Source organism: Streptomyces sp. NPDC006551, assembly GCF_040611675.1.
Taxonomy (GTDB): domain Bacteria; phylum Actinomycetota; class Actinomycetes; order Streptomycetales; family Streptomycetaceae; genus Streptomyces.
On sequence record NZ_JBEXOT010000003.1, the window covers coordinates 282,013 to 295,437 of the forward strand.

At 71.1% G+C, this 13,425-nt stretch carries 17 protein-coding genes and 1 tRNA gene; 4 read left to right on the forward strand and 14 right to left on the reverse strand.

The annotated features are described in order from the left end of the window. Positions 1-19: 19 nt before the first annotated feature. Positions 20-2,440, reverse strand: a complete 2,421-nt coding sequence (locus tag ABZY12_RS05710) for an MFS transporter (RefSeq protein WP_356887476.1) — start codon at positions 2,438-2,440, stop codon at positions 20-22. 15 nt (positions 2,441-2,455) lie between these two features. Beyond that, a complete protein-coding gene (locus ABZY12_RS05715; RefSeq protein WP_356887478.1) occupies positions 2,456-2,899 on the reverse strand; it encodes a MarR family transcriptional regulator in 444 nt (147 codons plus the stop codon). A 189-nt stretch (positions 2,900-3,088) separates the two neighbouring features. Here ABZY12_RS05715 and ABZY12_RS05720 point away from each other — a divergent pair, with 189 nt between their 5' ends. Continuing rightward, positions 3,089-3,313: a hypothetical protein gene (locus ABZY12_RS05720; RefSeq protein ID WP_356887480.1), complete on the forward strand. Its 225-nt coding sequence runs from the start codon at positions 3,089-3,091 to the stop codon at positions 3,311-3,313. A 213-nt stretch (positions 3,314-3,526) separates the two neighbouring features. On the opposite strand, the gene ABZY12_RS05725 is transcribed toward ABZY12_RS05720, so the two are convergent. Continuing rightward, entirely contained in the window at positions 3,527-4,399 is an 873-nt protein-coding gene (locus tag ABZY12_RS05725) for an alpha/beta hydrolase (protein WP_356887482.1), read from the reverse strand. A 145-nt stretch (positions 4,400-4,544) separates the two neighbouring features. Beyond that, the gene (locus tag ABZY12_RS05730) at positions 4,545-4,829 is read right to left on the reverse strand and encodes a hypothetical protein (protein WP_356887484.1); all 285 of its coding nucleotides are present in this window, start codon (positions 4,827-4,829) and stop codon (positions 4,545-4,547) included. On the opposite strand from ABZY12_RS05730, the gene ABZY12_RS05735 reads away from it, so the two are divergent. Next, positions 4,810-5,223: a hypothetical protein gene (locus ABZY12_RS05735; protein ID WP_356887486.1), complete on the forward strand. Its 414-nt coding sequence runs from the start codon at positions 4,810-4,812 to the stop codon at positions 5,221-5,223. The genes ABZY12_RS05730 and ABZY12_RS05735 overlap by 20 nt on opposite strands. Positions 5,224-5,363: 140 nt before the next feature. Here the strand turns inward: ABZY12_RS05735 and ABZY12_RS05740 are convergent, their stop codons facing one another. The 7 genes from ABZY12_RS05740 to ABZY12_RS05770 form a co-directional block, all read right to left on the reverse strand. Further along, positions 5,364-6,272, reverse strand: a complete 909-nt coding sequence (locus tag ABZY12_RS05740; RefSeq protein ID WP_356887488.1) for an RNA polymerase sigma factor SigF — start codon at positions 6,270-6,272, stop codon at positions 5,364-5,366. A 245-nt stretch (positions 6,273-6,517) separates the two neighbouring features. Continuing rightward, on the reverse strand, positions 6,518-7,363 hold the full coding sequence (locus tag ABZY12_RS05745) for an RNA polymerase sigma factor SigF (RefSeq protein ID WP_356887490.1): 846 nt from the start codon (positions 7,361-7,363) through the stop codon (positions 6,518-6,520). A gap of 209 nt (positions 7,364-7,572) precedes the next feature. Then, entirely contained in the window at positions 7,573-7,866 is a 294-nt protein-coding gene (locus tag ABZY12_RS05750; RefSeq protein WP_356887492.1) for a Dabb family protein, read from the reverse strand. Positions 7,867-7,888: 22 nt separating this feature from the next. After that, complete coding sequence (locus ABZY12_RS05755) at positions 7,889-8,053, reverse strand: hypothetical protein (RefSeq protein ID WP_356887494.1); 165 nt, start codon at positions 8,051-8,053, stop codon at positions 7,889-7,891. A gap of 445 nt (positions 8,054-8,498) precedes the next feature. Next, a tRNA-Ser gene (locus ABZY12_RS05760) sits at positions 8,499-8,583 on the reverse strand. A gap of 68 nt (positions 8,584-8,651) precedes the next feature. After that, positions 8,652-9,080 (reverse strand): tRNA adenosine(34) deaminase TadA, encoded by a 429-nt coding sequence (gene tadA, locus ABZY12_RS05765; protein ID WP_356887674.1) that lies wholly within the window; start codon positions 9,078-9,080, stop codon positions 8,652-8,654. A gap of 125 nt (positions 9,081-9,205) precedes the next feature. Continuing rightward, positions 9,206-9,745 carry a hypothetical protein gene (locus tag ABZY12_RS05770; protein ID WP_356887496.1) on the reverse strand — a complete coding sequence of 180 codons (540 nt, stop codon included), beginning with the start codon at positions 9,743-9,745 and terminating at the stop codon, positions 9,206-9,208. Between the two features lie 303 nt (positions 9,746-10,048). Here ABZY12_RS05770 and ABZY12_RS05775 point away from each other — a divergent pair, with 303 nt between their 5' ends. Then, positions 10,049-11,287, forward strand: coding sequence for a S8 family peptidase (locus tag ABZY12_RS05775; protein WP_356887498.1), 1,239 nt, complete (start codon positions 10,049-10,051; stop codon positions 11,285-11,287). A gap of 60 nt (positions 11,288-11,347) precedes the next feature. On the opposite strand, the gene ABZY12_RS05780 is transcribed toward ABZY12_RS05775, so the two are convergent. Continuing rightward, positions 11,348-11,569 carry a hypothetical protein gene (locus tag ABZY12_RS05780; RefSeq protein ID WP_356887500.1) on the reverse strand — a complete coding sequence of 74 codons (222 nt, stop codon included), beginning with the start codon at positions 11,567-11,569 and terminating at the stop codon, positions 11,348-11,350. 90 nt (positions 11,570-11,659) lie between these two features. On the opposite strand from ABZY12_RS05780, the gene upp reads away from it, so the two are divergent. After that, entirely contained in the window at positions 11,660-12,295 is a 636-nt protein-coding gene (gene upp / locus ABZY12_RS05785) for a uracil phosphoribosyltransferase (protein WP_355110873.1), read from the forward strand. A gap of 57 nt (positions 12,296-12,352) precedes the next feature. Here the strand turns inward: upp and ABZY12_RS05790 are convergent, their stop codons facing one another. Both ABZY12_RS05790 and ABZY12_RS05795 read right to left on the reverse strand, forming a co-directional pair. Then, the gene (locus ABZY12_RS05790; protein WP_356887502.1) at positions 12,353-12,982 is read right to left on the reverse strand and encodes a LytR C-terminal domain-containing protein; all 630 of its coding nucleotides are present in this window, start codon (positions 12,980-12,982) and stop codon (positions 12,353-12,355) included. Between the two features lie 114 nt (positions 12,983-13,096). Beyond that, positions 13,097-13,393 (reverse strand): type II toxin-antitoxin system VapB family antitoxin, encoded by a 297-nt coding sequence (locus ABZY12_RS05795; protein ID WP_009067182.1) that lies wholly within the window; start codon positions 13,391-13,393, stop codon positions 13,097-13,099. Positions 13,394-13,425 lie beyond the last annotated feature (32 nt).

Here is a 13,425-nt window from a genome sequence, read left to right on the forward strand (position 1 = left end):
GAGCGCGGCCGGGGGTCGGTCACTCGCCCGGGTGGGCGAGTTCGATGTCGTGGCCGTCGACTCCGGCACCGGTCACGGACAGCCGCCCCGCCACCGGCGGGTAGCCGGTCGCGATGAGGGTGTACTCGCCGGCGTCCAGGTCCGCGAAGGCGTACGCGCCGTCCGTGTCCGTCGTCGCCGACGCCGCCACGTTCCCGGTGGCGTCGACCAGGGTGACCCGCGCGTCCGCCAGCGGCCGGTGGTCGCGCCCCGCGCGGACCGTGCCCTGGACGACCGCTCCGGCGGCCAGGGCCACGTCGAGCCGGGTCACGCCCTGGCCGCCGATCTCGACGGGCATCGCCTGAGGGCGGTACCCGGAGGCGGTGACCGCGACCGTGACCGCGCCGGGGACCAGCTCGGCGAAGGCGAACCCGCCGTCGGCGCCGGACTTCCCGGTGGCCAGCACCTCGCCCCGTACGTCCGTGATCACCACCATCGCTCCGTCGACCGGTGCGCCGCCCTCGGCGGCGGTCACCGAGCCCGCGAGACCGCTGGTACCGGTCAGGAGCACGTCGTGGGTGAGCGGGCCGTCGTGCACGACCACCGTGGAGGCCTGGGGCTGGTAGCCGTCGGCGGAGGCGATCAGGACGTACGATCCGGCGCCCGGAGCGTCGAAGGCGTAACCGCCCTCGTCCCGGACGACCGCGCGGCCGAGCTGCCGCCCGCCGAGCGAGATCAGGGTGACCGTCGCGCCGGACACGTCGGTGCCGTCGGCGGTACGGACGGTTCCGCTGACGGTCAGGCCCGTGGCGGTCACCTCGGGCGCGGAGGCGGAGGCGGGCTCGGGGGCGGCTGCCGCCGGCTCCTCGGACGTGGCCTTCGCCGCGGCCGTACCGGTCGAGGCGCTCTTGAGCGCGACCTCCTTGATGAACAGCGTCACGAGGAAGGCGAGCAGCGCGAACGGTGCCGAGTAGAGGAAGACGTCGGCGACTCCGTGTCCGTACGCGCTTTCCATGACGGTACGGATCGGGGCCGGCAGCGTGTCCATGTCGGGGATGCCGCCGCCCGTACCGCCCTGGCCCGCTCCCGCGGCCTTGGGGCCGAGGGCCGCCAGACCGTCCTGGGCGTAGTGGGTGACCCGGTTGGCCAGGACCGCGCCGAGCGCCGAGACGCCGACCGCACCGCCGAGGGAGCGGAAGAAGGTGACGACGGAGGAGGCGGAGCCGAGGTCGGCCGGGTCGACCTGGTTCTGCGTGCACAGCACCAGGTTCTGCATCATCATGCCGAGGCCGAGACCCATGACGGCCATGAAGACCGCGATGTGCCAGTACTCCGTGTCGTAACGGATCGTGCCGAGCAGGCCGAGTCCGCCGGTGACCAGGATGCCGCCGCTGACCAGCCACGCCTTCCACCGGCCGGTCTTGGTGATGACCATGCCGGAGACGGTCGAGGAGACGAACAGGCCGGCGATCATCGGGATGGTGAGGACGCCGGACATCGTCGGCGACTCGTTGCGGGCCAGCTGGAAGTACTGACTGAAGAACACCGTGCCGGCGAACATCGCGACACCGACGAAGAGCGAGGCGAGCGAGGCCAGCGTGATCGTGCGGTTGCGGAACAGGCGCAGCGGGATGATCGGCTCGCTCGCCCTGGCCTCGACGAGGGTGAAGAGCCCGCCGAGGACGATCGAGCCGCCGACCATGGCGGCCGTCTGCCAGGACATCCAGTCGTACTTGTCACCCGCGAAGGTCACCCAGACCAGCAGCAGCGAGACGGCCGCGCTGATGAGGAGGGCGCCGGCCCAGTCGACCTTGACCTGACGCTTCACGACGGGGAGCTTCAGGGTCTTCTGCAGCACGAGGAGCGCGATGATCGCGAAGGGGACGCCGACGTAGAAGCACCAGCGCCAGCCGAGCCAGTCGGTGTCGGTGATGACGCCGCCGAGCAGCGGGCCGCCGACGGTGGCGACGGCGAAGGTGGCGCCGAGGTAGCCGCTGTACCGTCCGCGCTCACGCGGGGAGATCATCGCGGCCAGGATGATCTGGGAGAGGGCCGTCAGACCGCCGACGCCGATGCCCTGGACGACACGGCAGGCGATGAGCATGCCGGTGTTCTGCGAGAGACCGGCGACGACCGACCCCGCGACGTAGATGATCAGGGCTATCTGGACGAGCAGCTTCTTGGAGAAGAGGTCCGCGAGCTTGCCCCACAGGGGCGTGGTCGCCGTCATCGAGAGCAGGGCCGCGGTGACGACCCAGGTGTAGGCGGACTGGCCGCCGCCCAGGTCGGTGATGATCTGCGGCAGTGCGTTGGAGACGATCGTCGAGGAGAGGATGGCGACGAACATGCCGAGCAGCAGCCCGGAGAGCGCCTCCATGATCTGGCGGTGTGACATGGGCGCCGCCCCGCCGGAGGCGTGCCCGCCCGCCTGCTTCGACAGGGCAGGTGTGGTCGTGGCCATGAACTTCCTTTGCTCTTACGCGTGGTGGGCCCGGCAGTCCCCGAAGGAGCCTCGGAGGCGGGCGAGGAGCGCCGTGAGGAGGTCGACGTCTTCGTCGGACCAGTCGGCGAGGTTGCGGGCGAGGGTCTCGGTCACCCGTCGGTCGAGTTCGGCGAGCATGTCGTGTCCGGCGGGGGTGAGCCGCAGGATCCGGGAGCGCTTGTCCTCCGGGTCGGGCAGTCGCTCGACCCAGCCGTGCTCCACGGTGTTCGCCACATGGCGGCTGCTGACCGACATGTCGACGGCCATCAGCTCCGAGACACGGCTCATCCGCATGCCGCCGTGGTGGTTCAGCAGAGCCAGTACGACGGCGGAGCCGCTCGGACAGTCGACGGGGAGAGCCCGTGCCATGCCGCGCTTCACCGCGCCGATGGCGCTGACCTGACGGGCGAGGTTCTCGTACCGGTTCGGCTTCTCCACCGCACGACACTCCATCTTGTTGCTTAGGGCAACCATAGAGATGGATGGTTGCTCCAGGCAAACTAAATCGGTCAAACGGCGCTAAAGAATCGGCAAAGGTGGGAGCGGTGCGGGGGATCCGTGCCGGAACGGGCGGGGCGGGTGCCGGAGGTTGGGGCCGGAACCCCCGGTTCGCTAGGGTCCTCACCCATGGCACACAACCCCCATGCACCGCACGGTCAGGGCCCCGGTCCCGAGGGCAACTACGACCCTTCCGGCAGCACGCAGATGTTCCGCGCCTTCGTCGACGAGGGCGCCCCGCAGGGCCGTCCGCAGGCCGCCCCGCAGTCCTCCGGCCCGCGCGTCGGTCTGATCGTGGGCGTGGTCGTGGTCCTCGCGGTCCTGGCGGGGGTGGCCTGGCTGGCGCTGGGCTGACGAACGGGCGGGGCGGGGCGCCCGGTGGGCGCCCCTTTCCGGCAGCCGCTGCCGGACTCCGGACTCGCTGCGGTGTCGGCGGCTCGGCGGCGGAAGCGGCCGCGGTTGTCGGCGGCACGGCTCCGGCCGGTGGCGGCTGTGGTTCGGCGGCGCTCGGCCGCTGCTCCGGCCGGTGGCGGCTGTGGTTCGGTTGCGCTCGGCCGCTGTTCCGCGTCAGCGGCCGGTGTCGTCCAGTACGTGACGCAGCGCCTTCGCGAACTCCTCCGGGGCGCCGTACTGCCCGTACTCGCCGCCCAGGAAGCCGCCGTGGTGGCTGGGGAACACCGCCGGTTCGACACCGATCCCGGCGGCGATCCCGGCCCCGGAGCGGGCGGCGAACTCGCCCTCGGACTCCTGGCCCACCGCGATGACGAGGCGCGTCGACGCGGCCCGCAGAGCGGCGAAGTCAGGCTGGTAGCTGGTGCAGCCGCGCATGTTCTGGCCGAGGAGCGGATCGTCGCGCGAGCCGTCGTCCTCGACCGGAAGCCCGAAGTCCGCGGGGGAGGGCGCGGGCTCGTCCGCCCAGTCCGCCGGGATCGGGCCCTTCCGGCTCGTCAGCGCGAGGAACTTCGCCATCGCGGGGCCCATCCCGTCCCGCTGGTAGGTGGCGTGGATGTCCGCGCAGACCGCCAGCGCCGCTTCCCGGTCCGGGAGGACCTGCGCCGTCGGCGGCTCATGGGCCACGAGGGTGCGCACCAGATCCGCGTGCCGCTCCACCAGCGCGAGCGCGTTGACGGCACCACCGCTGCTCGCGAAGACGTCCACCGGCCCTTCGCCGAGGGTCTCGATCACCTGCCGCAGATCGTCGGCGTGCTCCTCGGGTGTCGTCTCCGCCGCGCCGTCGGTGCGCCGGCTGCGGCCCGCTCCCCTCGGGTCGTAGGTGACGACGGTCCGGTCGGTGAAGTGCGACGCCAGCGTGGTGAACCCGGTGGCGTCCATGGGTGAGCCCACCAGGAACAGGACGTCGCCACCGGTCTCGCCGGGGCGGACGTCGTAGGTGAGCGTGGCCCCGCCCACGGCCAGCGTGCGGGTGATTGCCTCGGTCATGAGTGTCTCCTCGGGTGTCGCACGGGTCATGAGGGAAGACCGCTCGCACCGTGAGAAATCATCGGTCCCAAGCGGGTGAAGCCGCCACGGCGGCGGCTTCCCCGTCGTGAGCGGAGGAGAGCCGGCCGCCCGCTCACTTCCGGGCTCACTTCCAGGCGGCCGTGACCTTCCGGGTGTCGACGTGCATGCCGAGCGGCACGCGCCAGCTGTCCACGCAGACGGTGTACGTCTGGGTCCTGGCCGTTCCGGGGGCGATCGGGGCCGGCAGCGGCTGGGCCGATTCGATCGTGGCCCAGTCGACGCCGAGCGCACCGATGATGTGGGTGGCGAAGGTGACCGTGCCCGAGCGGGCCGGCGAGCCGCCGGTGTTGCGGAAGGTGACCGTCACGCGCTCGCACCACCGTTTGTCGGTGTCCGTGAGTACGGGCACGGAGAGGGTGAGTGTGGCGGGGGCGGCCGGGGTGGCGGACGGGCGGGGCGTGGTCGGCGCGGGAGCCGGTGGCGGCGCCGGAGAAGTCGTCCCCGGGACCGGCGGTGGCGCCGTGGTGGCGCCCGGGACGGCGGGCGGGCCGGGTGGTCGGGGGAGCGGTGGCATCCCCGGGGTCGTCCTGCCGCCGGACGGCGTGGTGCCGACGGACGGCGTGATGCCGGGCGCCGGGGCGGCCGGTGTATCCCCGCCTGACGGCGTGGCCGGAGGCGGTGACGCCGATGACGTACTGGAGGTCGTTCCGCTCGCAGACGGGCCGTCGAGGGGCACCAGGGTGACCTTCCCGGAGGGCGGTACCGCGCCCTTCGGCGGGGAGCCCGCGCCCACCGCCGCGTAACCCTCGCCGTCGGCTCCGCTGCCGCACGCGGTCAGCGCTCCGCCGAGGCAGAGCGCGACCACCGTCAGAAGTGACCTCTGTCGCCGCATGGCGCCCAGTGTGGCTGACGGACCGTCAGCAAGGAAGCGATTCTGCTGACTTCAGTCGTCGATCAGGCCCTGACGCAGTTGCGCCAGCGTCCTCGTGAGAAGCCGTGAGACGTGCATCTGCGAGATGCCGACCTCCTCGCCGATCTGCGACTGCGTCATGTTGGCGAAGAACCGGAGCATGATGATCTGCCGTTCCCTGGGCGGCAGTTTGGCGAGCAGCGGCTTCAGCGATTCGCGGTACTCGACGCCTTCCAGGGCCGTGTCCTCGTACCCGAGGCGGTCGGCGAGCGAGCCCTCGCCGCCGTCGTCCTCGGGGGAGGGGGAGTCGAGCGACGAGGCGGTGTACGCGTTGCCGACGGCGAGCCCGTCGACGACGTCCTCCTCCGACACGCCCAGCACGGCGGCGAGTTCGGGAACGGTCGGGGAGCGGTCCAGCTTCTGCGCGAGCTCGTCGCTCGCCTTGGTCAGCGCGAGCCGCAGCTCCTGCAGCCGGCGCGGGACGCGCACCGACCACGAGGTGTCGCGGAAGAAGCGCTTGATCTCGCCGACGACCGTCGGCATCGCGAACGTCGGGAACTCGACGCCCCGTTCGCAGTCGAACCGGTCGATCGCCTTGATCAGGCCGATCGTGCCGACCTGGACGATGTCCTCCATCGGTTCGTTGCGGGAGCGGAAGCGGGCCGCCGCGTACCGCACGAGCGGAAGGTTGAGCTCGATGAGGGTGTCGCGGACGTAGGTGCGCTCGGGGCTGTCGGCGGCGGCGCCTTCGGTGTCCAGGGCGCGCAGCCGGAGGAACAGCGAGCGGGAGAGCGTACGGGTGTCGATGGCTTCCGGCGAGACGACAAGCGGCGCGGCGGGCTCTTCGCTCGGCACGGGCGTCTGCTCCGGCATCTGCACCTGTACCGGCGTCTGCGCGGGCGTGAGCGTGAGCACCTTCGAGCTGCCCTGTTCTGCGGACATGCCACCCCCTTGAGGTCGCGGACGGTCGCGGCGGCCGCGACCATCGGAGGAACGCAGCCTCCACCTGAATACCGGAGGCGGGGCTGCGGCAAACGCGGTTCCAGCAGAATGTCACATGTCGGCAACACGCTGTAGTGACTTGTCGACAAGGCGAAGGTGGATATCCGCAGGAAACAAGGGGTGTACGGCGTTTGGGGCACTGAAAGTCCGCACAGAACTACTCCGAACCGGTCTACCCGTTTCGGTTACGCCTCGATCCTGTTTGCGGACCTCAGACGGGCGAAGCTCCGGGCGAGGAGCCTTGACACATGCATCTGCGAGACCCCGAGCTCCTGGCTGATCTGGGACTGCGTCAGATTGCTGTAGTAGCGGAGCATCAGGATCCGCTGCTCGCGTTCGGGCAGTTGTACGAGCAGATGCCGTACGAGATCCCGGTGCTCGACCCCGGCGAGCGCCGGGTCCTCGTAGCCGAGCCGGTCGAGCAGTCCGGGCAGTCCGTCGCCCTCCTGGGCCGCCTCCAGGGAGGTGGCGTGGTAGGAGCGCCCCGCCTCGATGCAGGCGAGGACCTCGTCCTCGCCGATCTTCAGCCGTTCGGCGATCTCGGCGGTGGTGGGCGAGCGGCCGTGGGCGGTCGTCAGGTCCTCGGTGGCGCCGTTGACCTGCACCCAGAGCTCATGGAGCCGGCGCGGCACGTGGACGGTCCGTACGTTGTCGCGGAAGTAGCGCTTGATCTCGCCGACGACGGTGGGCATCGCGAAGGTGGGGAACTGGACGCCGCGGTCGGGGTCGAAGCGGTCGATGGCGTTGATCAGGCCGATGGTGCCGACCTGGACGACGTCCTCCATCGGTTCGTTGCGGGACCGGAAGCGGGCGGCCGCGTACCGCACGAGCGGCAGGTTGGCCTCGATCAGCGCCCCGCGCACCCGGTGGTGCTCCGGTGTGCCGGGTTCCAGCTTCTTGAGCTGCCCGAAGAGCACCTGGGTGAGCGCGCGGGTGTCGGCGCCGCGGGTGCTCTGTGGCCGGGGGCGCGGGGCGTCCGAGCCGCCCGCCTCGTTCTGGGGCGGGACTTGAGGCGCTGTACTGGCCGGCACGTGCACGCCACCCCTCTGGCTGGTCCTGCTGGTCGATTACGGTCAACTCATCCGTCAAAAGCGGTCATAGCATCACAAGACATGTCCACTGTGTGCAAGCACCGTATAGCCACGTGTTGACGGCAAGTTGGGATGAATACGGTCATAAACCAGCCGGAAAGGCCCCCCGCCAGCACGGCGGGGGGCCCGGAAGTGGAGGTTCGAGCGTGTTAAAACTCGTAGTCCGCGATCACCCACGTGGCGATCTCACGCCACAGGGCCACACCCGCCTGGTGGGCCGGGTGGTCCAGGTAGCGCTTGAGCGCCCCGGTGTCCTCGACCGCCGAGTTGATGGCGAAGTCGTACGCGATCGGCCGGTCGGTGATGTTCCAGTCGCACTCCCAGAACGTCAGCTCGGGGATGATCCCGCCCAGCGGCCGAAGGGCATCCGCCGCGGCGACCGCGCGCGGGTCGTCCTTCGCGATGCCGTCGTTGAGCTTGAACAGGACCAGATGGCGGATCACAGCGGGACTCCTCGTCGATGATCTAGTTGACGAGCTCGGTCATGAACTCGCCGACGCCCTGTGCGGCGGACGATATGCCCTCGAACCCTACCTGCACGAGATCGGCCGCCCTGGCCGGGGAATTGATGATCGTGTACAGCACGAAGACCACGACCGCGTACAGCGCGATCTTCTTCGCTTGCGCCATCTGCCGCGCCCTCCCCGGTCCGCCCTGCTGCCCTGTCCGCCCCGCCCACGCCGTCTGCGCCCCTGCGGAGTCGCGTGAGTCTAACCGAGCCCCTTCACCCGGCCTTTATGGACCAAGGGCCCGGCGATCGAGGCCTTTCGCCGGCCTCGGGAAGGGTGACGGCAAAGCAGTATGGATGTCGAGCCCGGCGGATCCGGCAGGAGTCCGCGGGGCGAGGAACCGGCCCCCACTGCGGGGTCCGCGCCGCGAGCTTCCCCCCGACCGCGGCGCAGGACTCGCGGGCCCGGTTCTCATCGGGGGGAGCGGCTTGTCCCCCCGATGCCGCTCCCCCCGTCCAACAAACGCAGAGGCCCCGGCCGCGCGACCACGCGGCCGGGGCCTCGCCGTTCCCGCGCCCGAACACGCCGAAGGACCCGGTGCGATGCGCCGGGTCCTTCGATCGAAGCGGTAGCGGAGGGATTTGAACCCTCGGTGACTTGCGCCACACTCGCTTTCGAGGCGAGCTCCTTCGGCCGCTCGGACACGCTACCGAGAGAGAGCTTAGCCCAAAGGTGCCCCTGCGATGAAATCCGTATCCCCGCGCAGGTGGGAGCGGGGTTCAGCGGGTACGGAAGAAGGCCGTCAGCTGCTGCGCGCACTGGTCGCCGAGCACGCCGGGGATCACCTCGGGGCGATGGTTCAGCCGGCGGTCCCGTACGAGGTCCCAGAGCGAACCGGCCGCCCCCGCCTTCTCGTCGAAGGCGCCGAACACCACACGCTCGACGCGCGACTGGACGAGCGCGCCCGCGCACATCACGCAGGGCTCCAGGGTCACGACGAGGGTGCAGCCGGTCAGCCGCCACTCGCCGGTCTTCGCCGCGGCCCGGCGCAGGGCCAGGACCTCGGCGTGGGCGGTCGGGTCGCCGGTCGCCTCCCGTTCGTTGTGCCCGGTGGCGAGGAGCGAGCCGTCGGGTGAGAGCACGACCGCGCCGACCGGTACGTCACCGGCCGACGCGGCCCGGTCGGCTTCCGCGAGCGCCAGCCGCATGGCATCCCGCCAGGGGTCCCGTACGGGATCGGGAACCGAGTCCCGTACGGGATCGTGGGCGGGGTCGTGCGGCTGGCCGTGCTCGGTGTCGTGCTCTGGGCTGTGTCCGGGTCCTGCGTGGGTCACTAGCGAACGGTCTCCAGCACCTCCGCGGCGCCCAGCGCGTCCGCGATCTCGGCCAGCGCGTCGCTCTCCAGCGCCAGCAGTTCCTTCTCCGGCAGACCGAGGTCCGCCAGGACCAGCCGGTCGCCGATCGGGGCGGCCGGTACGGCGTCGGCGGCCACGTCCGGCGCCTCCTCCTCGTCCTCCTCCTCCTGGTCCAGAGGTTCTCCGTCCTCCGTGCCGTCGAGGTCCAGCGCGTCCAGGTCGGGGGCGTCCCCGTCCAGGTCGTCGCCGAGCAGTTCCTTGATGAGGATCTCCCCGTACGAGGAGCGGGCGGCGGCCGCCCCGTCCGACACGTAGATGCGAGGGTCGTCCTCGCCCTCGATCCGGAGGAGGCCGAACCAGGCGTCCTCCTGTTCGATGAAGACGATGACCGTGTCGTCGTCGACCGAGGCCTCGCGGGCGAGTTCGGTCAGATCCGACAGGGTCTCCACATCGTCGAGCTCTGTGTCGCTCGCTTCCCACCCGTCTTCGGTGCGCGCGAGCAGTGCGGCGAAGTACACCGTGACTCTCCCACTGATCAGAGGTGTGACGATCCGGCGGTGCGCTCCTGGTGCCCCGCCCAATCGGCATCGTGGCAGAAACGGCGGCCTCAGGAGAGGTCTTCGGCTCTTGCGTCGTGCATCAGTCTGATCCGCACCCGGGGCGCCTTCCCCGGCGGACCGCTTCCGGCGCGTCGGGCGGGGCGAAGATCCACCTCTTCGGAGGAGCGCGTTCCGTCGTGTCTCCATTGTGCTTCCGACGTCGGGTGAACCGCCTGGGGATGCCCTAGGGGCTGATCGTTTCTGCATGATGGTGTGCGCGGCATGACCACTCGCAATCGCACTCGCGCTCGTACCGGCACTCCTACGAGTCTCGCCCTGGCGGCCGTCGTCACCGCCGTGCTCGCCCTGGCCGCACCGCCGGCCGCCACCGCGCCGTCCGGGCCCGTCGAGCCGCAGCCCACCGCGCAGGAGCCCGCCCCGCTGCACACCTCTCCCCGCGCCGTCCCCGGGCGGTACATCGTCACCCTGGAGGAGGGGACGGACGCGCGGACGCTCGCGGGGAAGCTGAAGGTGAAGCCGTCGTTCGTCTACAGCGAGGTGCTGAACGGGTTCGCGGTGTCCATGGATCCCCTCCAGGTGAAGGCCGTCCGCAGCACCCTCGGCGTCAAGGCGGTGGAGGAGGACGCCTCCGTGTCGGCGTTCACGCCCGTGGAACCCTTCGGGGCGGGCCGGGCACCGGCGTCGACATGGGGTCTGGACCGGATCGACCAGCGGGCGCTCCCCCTCGACGACACCTTCACCACGGCCGGTGACGGCACGGGGGTCAACGCGTACATCCTCGACACCGGCATCGAGTACGGGCACGAGGAGTTCGGCGGCCGGGCCGCCTTCGGCTTCGACGCCATCGGCGACGGGCGTGCGGGAGCGGACTGCCAGGGCCACGGCACCCATGTCGCGGGCACGGTCGGCGGCAAGACGTACGGAGTGGCGCGCAACGTCAATCTGATCAGCGTGCGGGTGCTCGGCTGTGACGGAAGCGGCGCCTGGTCGGGGGTCCTGGCCGGCATGGACTGGGTGGCCAAGAACGCCAAGCAGCCTGCCGTCCTGAACGCCTCCCTCGGCGGACACGAGTCGGACGCCGTCGACAACGCCGCCGAGGCTCTGTCGGCCGCGGGGGTGCTGCCGGTCGTGGCCGCGGGCAACTCCGCGGCCGACGCCTGCGACGTCTCCCCGGCCGGCGCGGACGGCGTGGTGACGGTCGGTGCGAGCGACCGGACGGACGCGGAGACGAGCTTCTCCAACTGGGGCGAGTGCCTCTCCCTCTACGCGCCCGGCCAGGCGATCGTCTCGGCGAAGCTCGGCGGCGGCAGCGTGGCCCTGAACGGCACCTCGATGGCCGCCCCGCACGTGACCGGAGCCGCCGTCCTCTACCGGCAGGCACACCCGGACGCGACGGTCGCGGGCGTCGCCCTCTGGCTCGACGAGGCGTCCACCGAGAGCGTCCTGCGGAACGTCAGCGCGTCCAGCCCCAACAAGCTGCTCTACACGGGCGGCCTGTAGCCGTAGCGGCCGTACCAGCGCTACGGCCGGACAGGGGTCCCGGCCCTCGGGGCCGGGGCCTCACCAGCGGAACGTCCGCATACGCATGGCCTGCCGCATCCTGGCCGCCCGGGCGCGCCGGGGCTGCACACGGTCGCGCAGCGCCTTCGCCTCGTGCAGCTCGCGCAGGAACTGGGCGCGGCGCCGTCGGCGCTCCGCGTCGGTCTCGGGCGGCTCGGCGCCGGCCGCGGCCGCGTCACCGTCCGGGGCGCCGGCGCTGTCCGGGTCTTTCGGCTTCGGCATCGGCCACACCACCCCACGACTGGGTCCCTGTGCACCCCCACCTTCCCTCCACGGCGTGGGTTGATGCCAGTGCGGGCTACTGTTGGGGTCATGCGTCTCCACGTCGTCGATCACCCGCTGGTCGCCCACAAGCTCACCACTCTGCGCGACAAGCGCACGGATTCCCCGACCTTCCGCCGGCTGGCGGACGAGCTGGTCACCCTGCTCGCCTACGAGGCCACGCGGGACGTGCGCACCGAGCAGGTCGACATCGAGACCCCCGTCACGCCGACGACCGGTGTGAAGCTGTCGTACCCGCGTCCGCTGGTGGTTCCGATCCTGCGCGCCGGCCTCGGCATGCTGGACGGCATGGTGCGCCTGCTGCCGACCGCCGAGGTGGGCTTCCTCGGCATGATCCGCAACGAGGAGACGCTGGAGGCGTCGACCTACGCGACGCGGATGCCGGAGGACCTCTCGGGCCGCCAGGTGTACGTCCTGGACCCGATGCTGGCGACCGGCGGCACGCTCGTCGCGGCGATCCAGGAGCTGATCAAGCGCGGCGCCGACGATGTGACCGCCGTGGTGCTGCTCGCCGCCCCCGAGGGCGTCGAGATCATGGAGCGCGAGCTGGCGGGCACGCCGGTGACCGTGGTGACGGCCTCGGTGGACGAGCGCCTCAACGAGAGCGGCTACATCGTCCCGGGCCTGGGTGACGCGGGCGACCGCATGTACGGCACCGCCGACTAGCGAATCCGCCGGAGGAATCATCCTGCGGATGACCTCCGGCGGAAGACGTTCGACCGTTCAGCACTTACCGGCGGGCGCGGCCTTGGGCTTGTTCAGAGCGACCAGGGCCGCGTCCGCCGTCGGCTTCGGGTCCAGGTTCTTGAAGGCCGTGCCCAGGATCAGGTCCACGTCCGCCGTCGAGCGCGTGTCCGTCTTGGCCGTGGCGCCCTTCAGCTGGGTGCCCAGGACCGGGAAGGCGCCCTTGGCGGCGCCGGGGGCCCCCAGGAGGATTCCCGTACCGGGGACCTTCTTGTCGTACGCGACGGGCGCGTTGCCGACCTTGCCGATCCGGAAGCCCCGCTTCTTCAGCTCGTCGGCCGTCGCCTTGGCGAGGCCGCTGCGCGGGGTCGCGTTGTAGACGTTGACGGTGATCTGCGCGGGCTTGGGGAAGGCGGCGACCTGGGCGGCCGTGGGCTTGGGCGCGGGCTTGCAGTCGGTCCCGCGCGCGGCCGTCTTCCGCGTGCCGTCGCCGCCGGAGAAGACCTCGACGAGCTGCAGCGTGCCCCAACCGGCCGCGCCGAGCACGATCACGGCGGTGCCGGCCGCGAGGACGATCCTGCGCCGGCGGTGAGGGCGGCGCATACGGGGGTACGCGTTCCCCGTGATGCGGTACTTTCCGCCCATACCGGGGGGAGTGAGCATGCTCATGAGCGCAGCGTAATGCCGCCCGCCGACGATGCCTACTGGATGATCATGTGATCGCGTCCGGATGGGCGGGAAGTGGCCCCGAAAGGGTCAGTGACGGCGTGAGCGTTGCTCCGGTCAGTCCATTTCCAGGACGCGCGCGTGCAGCACCTGCCGCTGCTGGAGGGCAGCGCGGACCGCGCGGTGCAGCCCGTCCTCCAGATAGAGATCGCCCCGCCACTTCACGACATGCGCGAAGAGGTCGCCGTAGAAGGTGGAGTCCTCGGCGAGCAGCGTCTCCAGGTCCAGCTGGCCCTTGGTGGTCACCAGCTGATCGAGGCGGACCGGGCGCGGCGCCACGTCCGCCCACTGCCGGGTGCTTTCCCGGCCGTGGTCGGGATACGGCCGCCCGTTACCGATGCGCTTGAAGATCACACGGAAAGCCTACCGGGCGAGCGGCTCCCGGC